Source organism: Polyangium mundeleinium (assembly GCF_028369105.1).
Lineage (GTDB): Bacteria > Myxococcota_A > Polyangia > Polyangiales > Polyangiaceae > Polyangium > Polyangium mundeleinium.
The window spans coordinates 4,551,898-4,563,798 of sequence record NZ_JAQNDO010000001.1 but is presented as its reverse complement, the minus strand read 5'-3'; the positions used below and the strand labels follow the sequence as shown (position 1 = coordinate 4,563,798).

The 11,901-nt window shown below is 67.8% G+C and carries 9 protein-coding genes; 1 reads left to right on the top strand and 8 read right to left on the bottom strand.

Annotation, left to right across the window (positions count from 1 at the left end; translation table 11 throughout):
- Positions 1–51: 51 nt before the first annotated feature.
- The 4 genes from POL67_RS18215 to POL67_RS18200 form a co-directional block, all read right to left on the bottom strand.
- Complete coding sequence (locus POL67_RS18215) at positions 52–537, bottom strand: ABC transporter permease family protein (RefSeq protein WP_271918688.1); 486 nt, start codon at positions 535–537, stop codon at positions 52–54.
- Positions 538–663: 126 nt separating this feature from the next.
- Positions 664–984 (bottom strand): ribonuclease E inhibitor RraB, encoded by a 321-nt coding sequence (locus tag POL67_RS18210; RefSeq protein WP_271918686.1) that lies wholly within the window; start codon positions 982–984, stop codon positions 664–666.
- Positions 981–2,237: a hypothetical protein gene (locus POL67_RS18205; protein ID WP_271918684.1), complete on the bottom strand. Its 1,257-nt coding sequence runs from the start codon at positions 2,235–2,237 to the stop codon at positions 981–983. The genes POL67_RS18210 and POL67_RS18205 overlap by 4 nt, the downstream gene beginning before the upstream one ends.
- 730 nt (positions 2,238–2,967) lie before the next feature.
- Positions 2,968–4,329 (bottom strand): sensor histidine kinase, encoded by a 1,362-nt coding sequence (locus POL67_RS18200; RefSeq protein WP_271918682.1) that lies wholly within the window; start codon positions 4,327–4,329, stop codon positions 2,968–2,970.
- A 334-nt stretch (positions 4,330–4,663) separates the two neighbouring features.
- Here POL67_RS18200 and POL67_RS18195 point away from each other — a divergent pair, with 334 nt between their 5' ends.
- A complete protein-coding gene (locus tag POL67_RS18195) occupies positions 4,664–6,901 on the top strand; it encodes a DUF3160 domain-containing protein (RefSeq protein WP_271918680.1) in 2,238 nt (745 codons plus the stop codon).
- 205 nt (positions 6,902–7,106) lie between these two features.
- On the opposite strand, the gene POL67_RS18190 is transcribed toward POL67_RS18195, so the two are convergent.
- From POL67_RS18190 to POL67_RS18175, 4 genes are all read right to left on the bottom strand, one after another.
- Positions 7,107–8,666 carry a serine hydrolase gene (locus tag POL67_RS18190; protein ID WP_271918678.1) on the bottom strand — a complete coding sequence of 520 codons (1,560 nt, stop codon included), beginning with the start codon at positions 8,664–8,666 and terminating at the stop codon, positions 7,107–7,109.
- Positions 8,667–8,747: 81 nt separating this feature from the next.
- Positions 8,748–9,254, bottom strand: coding sequence for a hypothetical protein (locus tag POL67_RS18185; protein ID WP_271918676.1), 507 nt, complete (start codon positions 9,252–9,254; stop codon positions 8,748–8,750).
- A 145-nt stretch (positions 9,255–9,399) separates the two neighbouring features.
- Positions 9,400–10,455, bottom strand: coding sequence for a ComEC/Rec2 family competence protein (locus POL67_RS18180; protein ID WP_271918674.1), 1,056 nt, complete (start codon positions 10,453–10,455; stop codon positions 9,400–9,402).
- Entirely contained in the window at positions 10,442–11,893 is a 1,452-nt protein-coding gene (locus POL67_RS18175) for a tetratricopeptide repeat protein (RefSeq protein WP_271918672.1), read from the bottom strand. The genes POL67_RS18180 and POL67_RS18175 overlap by 14 nt, the downstream gene beginning before the upstream one ends.
- Between the last annotated feature and the right edge of the window lie 8 nt (positions 11,894–11,901).

The following is an 11,901-nucleotide window of genomic DNA, read 5'->3' as shown; positions in this document are numbered from 1 at the left end:
CCCCCCCGCAGCCTGCGGCCTGGGCCAGGCCGTAAACGGGATCCCGCCATCTCACCCCCGATTCAGGAATGGATGCAAAAATTCGCTCGTCGTCCCCGACGATTGTGCCAGCCACACCAGCAGGGCGCCAAGGACGCAGAACGGAGCCGTGACGACCGTGAGGGGTGGGAGCGTCCCCAGGACGAGGAGCACACGCGCGTGATCGACCTCGAGGGGTCCGCTCGCCCTGCGCCCCGCGCGATGGAGGAGGATGACCGCCGTGAGGTATACGGCGAGCATGGCGCAGGCGGGGCCCATCTCGCGGAGCACGATGACGCATGTGATCCACGGGGTGTTCTTCTGCGCATTGAAGAAGCCCAGCGCGTAGGCGGACCGGAGATACACCACGCAGCCAAAGACCAGCCCGATCCCGGCGCCGACCGGGAAAGCGAATCTCACGATCCTGTCGTAGGGCGAGATCACGCCGGGGACAGGCGCGACGGGCGGCGGCGCGGCGGGCGGCGCGTACGCCTGGCCGAGGTCGAGTTTGTCGTCCATGTCTCTGCCGCGCACCCTACTCGACAGGTTTGTCGGGGTCAAGCTCCACGGCGTTTGTCGTCGCATTCGCCTCGATCTCGGCGAACTCTTCGGGCCTAACGAGTCGACGTCGCTGCTCGTCCGCACTCAGTCTCCGAATGTCCCCCATCCATCGGAGTACCCCCCCACCTCTGCTCCCAGTTCATCGAGCTCCTGCTGCGCGGCAACGACCGCTTCGTAGGTGGGAACCATCCGTTTGGCGCAATAGCAGGTCCATTCCTCAGCCTCTTCGTCGAACTCGACCGACGGAGTATAGCCACGCTTCGTCACCAACCGCGCCAATTCCTCGCCCGCAGCTTGATCCGGGACAGATACGACGAAGTCGATATCCATCGGCTCCGACATGTCGCATCGGTCCGCCAGGCGACGCAGGGCAGCGCCATCGGCATCGTTGGGGTAACTCATCATTTCTCCTGTTCGAGCAGCTTTTTCCCGGGAGACTCGATCTTGTTATGGTTATCAGGGCGGCCTGGACCGCCGTGTTCCTGGAGCCGACGCGCTTCTTCCTTGAAGGCGTCTCTCGCGTTCGGCGCGGGCCTCCAGTCTGTTGCTACATGCTGGTCTCCGGTTTTCCGCTCGATGCGACGACCGGATATCTGGGAGCGCTCTCGACTACCTTTACCATCGTACGTTTTTCCGCTGGCGTGCGTGTTCGTGTATGACCCTGTTTCGCCTCTGCTGCTACTCCCCGACACGGGCCGCGTCGTCGTCGTAACCGTCGTCCCGCTGGGCGGCGCCGCTGCCTTCGGCGGGCTCGCGGCCGGCGGACTCGGCAGCTTCGGCCGCCGCAAGAACCCGCCTGGTCCGCCCGCCCCCGCCGGCAGGAACACCGGCATGCTCCGTAGCCTCTGCTGAGCCGCCCGCAGCGCCCTCGCCCCTGCGGTCTCCAGGGCCGCCGCTCCCATGGTGGCGAGCGTCAATGCCGTGTCCGCCAGGGCGTTCAGAATCGCGGCCTTCAGCTCGGCGTCCGCCCAGCCTCTGCCATACCCCTTGAGGAATGCCTCCCACGCAATCCTGGCGAGCCGCTCGTCGTCGTACGTCGGCAACTCCGGAATCGCATTCAGCTGTTGGGCCAGACTGGCCTGAATCTGCTCGGCGCGTTCGGGGGGGGCCTGCTGAAATAATTTGTTGAACTCTCCCTTCTTCCCCAGCCCCAACCCATGCCCGCGGTCAAAGGTCTTCGGCAGTTCATCCGCCTTGCCAAGCGTCGCCCCCCACTCACGCCCGATCCGCTCCCCCGTGCGCCTCGCCTCCTCCTCGGCGTCCCTCCTCGCCAGGTTGACTTTCTGTTCCTCATATGTATTCCCGGGCGGAGGCGGCGGACACGGCGCGCTCATCCCCGGCGCGGGCGCAGGCGTGGGCGCCGTTTGCCCGAGGAAACGCGAATCCGGAGGCCCATTGCGCGGCCTCTCGCAGGGCCGTATCGCCGACGTCCGCGTCTCGGTTCGGACCGTCGTACGCTTGGCCGGCGCGGCTTCCGGCTCTTTCGCCGCGATCTTCGGCGGAGGCGGCGGCGGAGGCTTGTCGCAGGGCAGATCCTGGTACGCGAGCCCGAGGAGCCGCCGGCTCTCCGGCGGCGCGTGCGGATCATGGATGAAGATCGCCCTGACCGAAGGATTTTCCAGGAGCTTTTCGAGCGGTTCGAACGCCGGTCGAGGCACCCCGTCCCCGAGCTCGTACCAGTGGCGCACATTCGGGCCGACGCGGGGATGCCGCCGGCACACGCGAAACACGCTCTTGCCGTGCAGCTCCTGCGCCCACGCCTCCGTCGGCACGCGCGCCGCGCCGCACCCGAGGAGCCATGCCGAAACGCCCAAAGCGACGAGCCCCAGCAGCCCAAGCCGAAAGAACCGCAGAGCCCCGAGCATCCACAGACGCAGATGCAACGACGAAACGAGCGCACGGCGCGAAGTCATGGAGAGCCCTCCCCGGCAGGCGGCAAGACGCCCATGGCGACGTCAGGCTAGAAGATGGCGTTCAAGCCCACAAGGACGCCGGCGTGCGCTCCACGACCGACGACACCGTTGACATCCCCTCCACGTGAAAACGGCGCTCGGCGCGCTCCGAAAGGTGTCTGCAACGCGTGCAAACGGCACGACCTACGTCGAAGACCCGTCTGCAACGCGTGCAGGCGGCTCCATGTATGGTCGAAGACCCGTTTGCAACGCGTGCAAACGGCTCCATGCACGGTCGAAGACCCGTTTGCAACGCGTGCAAACGGCTCCATGCACGTTCGAAGACCCGTTTGCAACGCGTGCACGCGGCTCGTGCACGGTCGAAGACCCGTTTGCAATGCGTGCACGCGGGGTCCGGTGCGCTGCCATTCGCGTTTGCAACACGTGCGCGCGGGATCCGGTGCGCTGCGACACCCTCCTGCGAGGCTCCCCCCCGTCATGCGTGCGCCGCGACCGGCATCGAAAACCAGAACACCGAGCCGCGCCGAGGCCCCGCCTTCACGCCGATGTCCCCGCCGTGGGATTCGACCAGCCGCTTGACGGTCGCGAGCCCGAGCCCGAGCCCCGGCGCCTTCGCGTCGCGCCCCCGCGCATAAAGATCGAAGAGCGATGCGCGATCCTCCGGGGCGATGCCAGGACCGGTGTCCTCGACCTCGATCCGCACCTCCTCCACGAGATCCACGCATCGGATCGAGACGCACCGCTCTGCGCCGTCGCCGATGTACTTGATTGCATTCTGCACCAGGTTCGACAGCACGCTCGACAGCACGCCGGGGCTACAGGCAAGGGCGCACGTCGCCCCCAGCGGCTCGGCGCGGAGTTCGACGCCCGCGTCCTCGGCCAGCGGCCCGAATTCGTCGGCGACCTCGCGGATGGCATCGTCCACACGCGCGCGCGCCCCGGGCAGGGGCCTCGCGCCGGCCCGCGCGAACTCCAGGAGGTCGGACACGAAACGGCGGACCCGCTGCAGGGTCCGCGAGGCCCGCACGATGGCCTTTTGGGTCGGCGTGTCCTCCGGCGCGGTCAGGCGCCGGCTCGCGAGGTCCAGCGCCAAGGCCACGCCCGCGAGCGGGCTCATGAGATCGTGCGCGACGCGACCCGCGAAGTTTTCGAGCTCATCCGCGCGGGACGCGAGGGACGTCAGGTGTTCGGCCGCCAGCGTCCGTGCGCGCTGGACCATACGATACGTCAGCGCCAGCGTCGCCACCGTGGCCAGGAACGTGAACACCTCGACCGTCGCCTCTATCGGAACGAGCGTGCGCGAGATCCAGACGACCGTTTTGGTCGAGGCGTTCGCGATGTGCATGCTGAATTCGCTCGCTTCCACGAGATCGAGGCTCAACTGGGCCATGGCCGCGTCGAGCTCGACCCGCAGATCGGATCGACCGAGCTCCCCGGGCTCGAGCGCGAGCACGCGATCGACCACCCGATCCGCGTGCGTCAGCGATTGGGTGATCGCGCGCTGGAAGGGCTCCTCGCCGGGATCGGCGGGAAGCGCGAGGTAATCACGGATCGCGCCCTTCAGCTCGCGATCCGCGGTCGCAATGGCCGCGCTCCGGACCAGGGGATCCCCTGGCGAGCCCATGTGACGTTCGAGCAAAAGCACGTGGAGCCGCCGCAGCCGCGCCTGCGCCTGGTCGAGCGCGACGACCGTGGGCGCCGCATTCTCCGCGATGGCCGCCTTGGTCTCGGCGAGCGAGCTTCCGACCTTCGTGAGAATGGCCAGCGACGCAACGGTCCCCACCACCATCAGCAACACGGCGACGAGGAGGAGCCTGAGTTCTCTCCGCAAATCCATGGATTCCATCTCGACGCGGGCCCCCCGGGTCGAAGGGGGCGCTGCAGACGGAACATATCACCGCTCTCCGCTTCGTCAGGCTGAACACAAGTATGCGGAGGAGCACGAGCGAGGCAGCGGCGCACAACGAGCAAGCGAGCATGCGGCCTCCTCCTCGATTTGCGTGCCCCTGAACATCGTATGACGTAAAACGAGTCACGAGCACGTTCATGCCGCGCGTTCGTGGCCCTCACGCCGCGGTCGAATCCTGGCGCATCGAGCCGAGAGGGGCATGCGCCTTGCTAGGCCCACGGCGCGCGCGGCGATTCGAGCCGCCGCGAAAGGGGAAACCATCATGCGCACGCCGCTGCTTCGCTTGTGCTCCGTCCCGCTCCTCGCGGTCCTCGCCACCGCCTGCTTCACGACGTTCGAAGATCAGCCCAAGAAACCTGACGGAACGGCCATCCCGCCCACGCCGATGGCGCCGGATCAACAGGCCGAGCTCGACGCGCTCCTCGCCGAGGCGCAGAAATCGGCGAACATGACCGCCGCCGACTTTGCGGACCAGTACAAGGTCTCGTTCACGAATGGCCTCTCCTACGATCCCGCGCAGGCCGACGGTCTCCCGTTGATCCAGGCCTCCTCGCTCGGCCTCGACGCCGACGAGATGCAGAAGCTCCAGAAGAATGGCTTCGTCATCTCGGAGAAGAAAAAATTCCCCACGTTCGTGTACGGCTACGAGAGCATTTATGCGCTCGATTTGCCGCTCTACGTGTCGGCGGACTCGATCCTCTACGCCGTCCACCGCTCCTACGACGCGATCCTGAAGGCCGTGGAGATGGCCTCCCTCGCGCCCGAGCTGAAAACGCTGCTCGAATCGATGCGCGCCGAGCTCGCGGCCGGCGGCGGCTCCGCGCTCGGCGCCGAGGCGCGCGCGGACGCGGATCTCTTCACGGCCGTGGCGCTCTCGCTCCTCACCGACCAGGCGGTCCCGCCCGTCGCGGGCGCGAACGAGTCGAACATCGTCGCGCTCGTGAACGGCGCCAAGGCCCACCAGGGAATGGGCAACACGCGCCTCTTCGGCAGCGATCGGATCGTGGACTACTCGCAGTTCGAGCCGCGCGGCCACTACACGGACGCGCCCGAGCTCGAGCGATACTTCCGCGCGATGATGTGGCTCGGTCGCATCGATTTCCGCATCATCGAGACGCAAAGCGACGGCTCGCAGATCTTCCAGCGCAGGCAACTCGAAGGCGCCTACGTCCTGCACGCCCTCGCGCAGGGCGAGCAGCAGAAGCGCCATACCCGCATCGACAACGCGATCCGCTCCTTCGTGGGCGAAAGCGATTACATGACCTTGCCCCAGCTCGACGGCCTGCTCGCGGACCTCGGCGTGGCCGACGCCGCGGGGCTCGCCGGGCTCGACGACGCCAAGATCGCCCAGACCGTGCTGCAAAAGGGCTACGGCACGCAGCGGATCTCGAGCCACATCATGATCAACGGCCTCGGTCAAGGCACGCTGCCGCTCTCGTCGAGCTTCGCGCTCTTCGGCCAGCGGTACGTGGTCGACTCGCACGTCTTCTCGAACGTGGTCTACGACCGCGTGCAGAAGGGCGCCGTCAAGCGGATGATGCCGAACCCGCTCGACGTCGGCTTCGCCGCGCTCGGCAACGATCAGGCCGGGCAGCTCATGTTGCCCGAGCTCGAACAGTTCAAGTACGCGCCGGACCTTCACATGATGCGGGTCCTCGTCGACGCGCACCCCGCGTCGTTCTGGAATGACAACCTCTACAACCGCTGGCTCGTCTCGCTGCGCGAGCTCTCGCCGAACAAGACGCTCGACGGCGACACGTCGGGCCTGCCCGGGGTCGCGAAGACGGAGGCCTGGGGCCGCCGGCTCATGAACACGCAGTTCGCGTCGTGGGCCGAGCTCCGGCACGACACGCTGCTCTACGCGAAGCAATCGTACACGGGCGGCGCTTCGTGCCAGTTCCCGGACGCGTTCGTGGACCCGTACCCGGGCTTTTATGCGCGCATCGCCGAGCTCGCCGAGCACGGCACCGCAATGGTCGGGACCCTCGATCTTTCGGGCAGCGCCTACCTCGCCCAGCGGCTGCCGGAATATTTCGCCACGCTGCGCGACGTCGCGCAGAAGCTCGCCGAGATGGCGAAGAACGAGCGCGAGGGCATCCCGCTCACGCAGGATCACCTCGATTTCATCAACCAGGCCGTGAAGGTGCAGATGGGCTGCGGCGATCCGGAAGGCGCGACGGGCTGGTACGCGAACCTGTTCTTCGACAACTTCCAGAGCGTCCAGCAGGATCCAACGATCGCCGACGTGCACACGCAGCCGACCGACGAAGGCGGAACCCCCGTCGGGCGCGTCCTGCACGTGGGGACGGGCCTGCCGCGCTTGATGGTCGTGACGGCGGACCCGTGCGGCACGCCGCGGGCCTTCGTGGGCCTGGCCTCGTCCTATTTCGAGAAGATCACGTCGAACTTCGAGCGAATGACCGACGAGGAGTGGGCGCAGGGCCTCCAGGGCGCGACGCCCGCCGACGTGCCGTGGATGACGGATCTCGTCTCCCGCTGAAAGGCGCTAGAGCATCGAACGGTTCGATGCTCTGCGAGATCGCGCAGCGAGCTCGCCTCGGGGGGTGAATCGGCCGGGCTCCGCCTGGCCGAGAGGGGGACGCGAGGCGTCCCCCTCGGGACGAAAGGCGCCTGCCCTGACGTGGCCGCCCGGATTCGACGCCGGGCGGCACACGGCGGCACAGCCGGCGCGGCAAGGCGCCCGCTCACCGCGTGACGCGCGTGAACGCCCCGTGATCCTCCAGCGAAAAGCTCGTCACCACGCCACGCGCATCCACGGTGAACGTCACGATCGACGTCCCGAGGTCCGCGTCCTCGAAGCGGGCCAGGAGCGCCCCGGGCCGAAACGGCTCGAGCGTCGCGCGCGCCGCATTCGCGAAGCGCAAACGGAGCCCCCCGTCGCGAGGCTCGATCACGGCGTCGCCGAACATCGGGGAGGCGTAACGCCCTTCGAGCTTCTCCACCGGCACGGGCAGCGCCGTCGTCTCGCGCTGGCTCTCGCGCTCCTTGCGCGCCGCCGCGCCCCGCGCCCGGCTCGCGAGCGACAAGGCGAGGCGTTTCCCGCTCCAGTCCTTCGGCGGCGCGCCGAGGTGCGCGTCGATGAGCCGGAACACCATTCCCTCGGGCAACCCCGTGAACGGGACGTTCGACAGGACCACGATGCCGAGCTTCTCCTCGGGGAGGAGCGCCATCGAGCATGAAAACCCGTCGATCCCGCCCGTCCCCCATACGACGAGCCGGCCGCGGTAATCCTGGAGCATGAAGCCCATCCCCTGCGCGAGGAAATGGCTCTCGGGGTAGAGCTCCTTTTGCCAGGGCCGGAGGCCGACCATCGTCGTCGGCGTGAAAAGCTCGGCGACGACGTCCGCGGCGACGACACGGCGGCCCTCGATCGCGCCGCGTCCGAGCAAGAGCAAAAGCCAGCGCGCGAGGTCGTGCGCGCTCGACACGAGCCCCGCCGCGGGCCCGATGTTGGTGACGTCGCGCGGCGTGATCCGCGTGAGGACGCCGTCCCGCTCGGCGTGGGGGCTCGCCATGTTCTCGCCGCCCGGCGCCGGCGCGCCGAAGCCGCTCTCCCGCATCCCGGCCGGTTCGAGCAGGCGGGACGTCACGAGCTCTTCCCAGGTCTGCCCCGACGCGCGCGCCGCGAGCTCGCCGGTCACGGCATAAAGCACGTTGCTGTAGCTGAACTTCGCGCGGAGCGGCGCCGCCTGGCCCACCTCGCAGACGCGCCGGATCACCTCGCCACGGTCGAACCCGGTGCCGATCCACAGCAGATCCGCGGACTCCTCGAGCCCGCTCCGGTGCGCGAGCGCGTCCCGGATCGAGAGCGTGGCCCCGACGTGCGTGTCCTTCACGCAAAAGCCGGGGAAATGGCGCTTGATCGGGTCGTCCCAGCCGAGCTTGCCGTCCTCCACGAGCTTGCCTACGGCGGCTGCCGTGAAGGTCTTCGTGAGCGACGCGACGGGGAAACGCGTGTGCGCGTCGACGGGCGCCGCGCCGCCGAGCTCGCGTGTCCCGTACCCGCGGGCAAGCACGACGTGGCCCCCCGTCTCGTCGCCACGCACGACGGCGATCGCCATGCCCGGCGCCTTCCAAGCTGCGAGCGTCTCCGCCGCGTACACGTCGAGGCCGGCGAGCGGATCCACGCGCGCGGCGGGCGCCTCGACCGGCGGCGGCGCGGGTAAATCGGGCTTCCTGGGCGGCGCGGACGCGCAGGCCGACGCCACGAGGGCGGCGAGGAGGATCGCGGAGCGGCGTAACACGCCCTCGACGATAAACCCGCCTTGGGCGCGGCGATAGCCCCCCGCTCGGCTTCGAGGTCCCCGCCTCCGGCGGCACGAACATCACTCGATGAACTTGCCGTGGCCCTTCGTGCAATCCGCCTGGGCCGACTCCTTGGTGTATTGCGGCCCGCTGTAATTCACGAGCATCCCCATCGCGTTGCACACGCCCACGACGCCCTCGCTCGGGCAGGACTTGGCGACGTCGAGCTTCAGCGTCTTGGCGAGCTCGGCGATCTTGGCGTCGTCGAACTTCGCCTTCTCGGCCTCGGGCGCCACGAGGGCGGCACACTGCCCCTCGTCCTTCGGGTCGCGGAGGTAGCCGAGGATGACCTGCCCCGCTTCGAGGCCCTTCTGCGCGGCGGGCTTGGCTTCGGCCTTGGCTTCCGGCTTGGCTTCCGGCTTGGCTTCGGCCGTCGCAGGCGTCGTGGAGCCAGCCGGAGCGGCGGCCTTCGCGGACGAACCGGCGGCGGGGCTCGGGGCCGCCTCCTCTTTGCCACAACCGAAGAGTGCGAGCGCTGCGAATGCGAGAACGAGCTTCTTCATGTCCGTCGTCTTTCCTCGTGCCATGGCTCGGGGACCTCCCCCAGCGTGCGCACGCGACCTACCCGACACGGTCGGAAAACGCAAATCCTTCTTGGCCCCTGCGTTCGATCGGAACGCAATGCCGCGAGGAGGCCTCCACCCCCGAAGCGAATTTATCGCCCGGGCTCTTTTATGGCGAAGCCTCGCCGGATGGCGACACGACGTGGATGCTCCCGGGCCCCTGCTCGATGAGGGGAGGTCCGCCGTCGGGTGGGATCGACACGAGCACGTAGCAGTCGGGGAAGAAGCTCGTCACCGGGTTGAACTTGATCGCACCGTGCGCTTGGAGCTCAGTGAGGGTACGGGCCTCGATGCGGCCAGATTGCTCCTCGTGACGCCGCGGCAGGCCCGTGAGGTAGCTCGTTCCCCCGTGGGAGACGACGCGGTTCGCGCCCACCCCGGGGGAAAATTTCGGAAGCCGCTTGCGGCTGAACGGCGCGAAGATCCGGAGCGGATCGGGCACGCGGATTCTCGGCCTCAGCACGTCGTCGTGCAGCGCCGCGTCCGAGCCGTGATGCGGCACCTTGAGGAGATCATGGTCGCCGAGGTCGGGATCGAGCACGAGGCTGTGGCTCCAGCCATTGCCAGGCTCCTCGACCAGATCCGAGCCGAGCAGGATCCGCCGCTTGTGCCATGAGAGCAGCAGCGCGGTGGAGATGACGTTCTTGTTGAACGTTCGCCCCATTCTCCACTGCTCTATCTTCTCGGCGCGCACGTCCGCGCGGGGGGAGAGTACACGCAGCGCTGCATTGCCGAGCAGCTCGAGGTCGCCGACGTTCACCTCCCAGCGACATGCCGGGGATTCCTTCCAGCGCGACTCGACAGCGGCGATGGCCTGGAGCGTGGCACCACCCATGAAGTCCGCGGAGCGCGCGGCGACGTCGTCTCCCGGCGGGAGCACCATGCCGATGCGAGGCCACGTTTCCTTACGATCGCGCGGTGTCCAGATATCGATGACCTTGGCGACACCCAAGCTGTGATCCTCGTGTGGGTGCGTGAGGAGCACGATGCGCGGGCGGGCTCCGTAATGCGTGAGCGCCTCCACGGCGTAGCAGGCCTCGCCGGCGCCGCAGCCGTCCACGACCATCCATGCATCGGGCGGCACGCGGACCAGGATGAGCTCGCCAATACCCGGCCCGAACGCGAGCACTACCAGGTGATCTGGGGTGAGATCAGGCAAAGGCACGGCGGATGTACCGTCTGTGGTTGGGAAACGGCTTGGGAAGGTCGGGGACGGCCGTGAAAGACGACGACTGACGATCCCAAATTTCCATTGCCCTTGTGTCGTCCGCGTATTCGATGAGCTCGACGAAGGTGCCGACGCGCAACTGGCTCGGCGAAACGTTCCACGCCTCTTCCAGTTCGTCTGTTGAGAGGTCGAGGGTGGATGACGTGTCGGGGCCCTTGGCCACGAGCAGCGTCACGATCTCGTCGTCCTGCGCGAAGACTCGGCCCGGCGTCCAGGTTCGGACGTTTCGTTGGTCGGCGAGGTGCGGCCCCTCCCAGCGCTCGGAGAGCCGCAGCCTCGGGGGGAAGATGAGCCGCTCGTCGCGGTCCTCCTCGAGGCAGACACGGAGCTGGTCGAGGGCGCGCCACCATGGTTGCTCGCGCAGCGCATCGGGGACGTCCTCCAGCACATCGGAGGCGAATTCGAGCTCGCTACGCGCCAAAAGGAGCCGCGCGACCTGCGCATGAAGTTCCACGTACAGCGTGGATTGCGGCGAGCCTGCTGCAACGGCGAGGTCCACGAGTGCCTGGTCCCAGGCCGCGCGTGCCTCTTTCATCCACGCTCTCGTCACCAGGAAGCCGATGTAGCGTCCGTGATACCAGGCATGTCCCGGAGCCAGCTCCCGCGCCCGGATGTATTCGCGCTCCACCCGCTCGGGTTCGATGCCGAGGATGTCGAGGTTGTAAGCGATATAGTGGTGCGCGTACGCTTCCCTGTCGTCGTGCTCGATGGCCCGTTCATAAGCGCGGACCGCATCGCGACGCAGCTTTTCTTCCTGGGCACGTTCGCGGAACGCCTTCTGGCTCAATCTCTTGCCAAGCGCGTCGTACTGCTCCACGAACTGGAGGGAGCGGGAGAGCAACGCTATGGCGTCGCCGGCCTCCGTGAGGTGGTGGATCTCCTCCAGCTCCTCTCGAATGGCTTTGGCGACCTTCCCTTCGGCGTGCGCGGCCTCGTAACGTTCGCGGTGATATTGCGCTGCGAAGCGGTAGGCGTCGTCCGCTGAACCGTCTGGCACCCACGCGGGATCACCCATCTCGACCCGCGCGCGGATGACGCTCGCGAGCGCGGCAGGAAGCGCCCTTGCCCCATCGTCCAGCGTGTCGACGAGCTCGGCGACGATCCGCTTGTTCGTGTCCGGAAGGGCACTCACGCCGGCACGATCGAGCAGGTCTTCGGAGAAGGGGACGCGGAGCGCGGCGAGGCGCGCGATGACCCGGCGCATCTCGGGACTCGCCATGAACAATTTCGCTAGATCATGGGTCACCAGGCGATCGAGCCGGCGATCTCTGCCGGGAATGCGCCCCACTTCGATGCCCGCCGCCGCGAGCGCCGCGAGCACCTTCTCTACGACCGGCGACGGATCGTGCGGAAGGCGACCGCTGAGCCGGAACACGGTCTCCG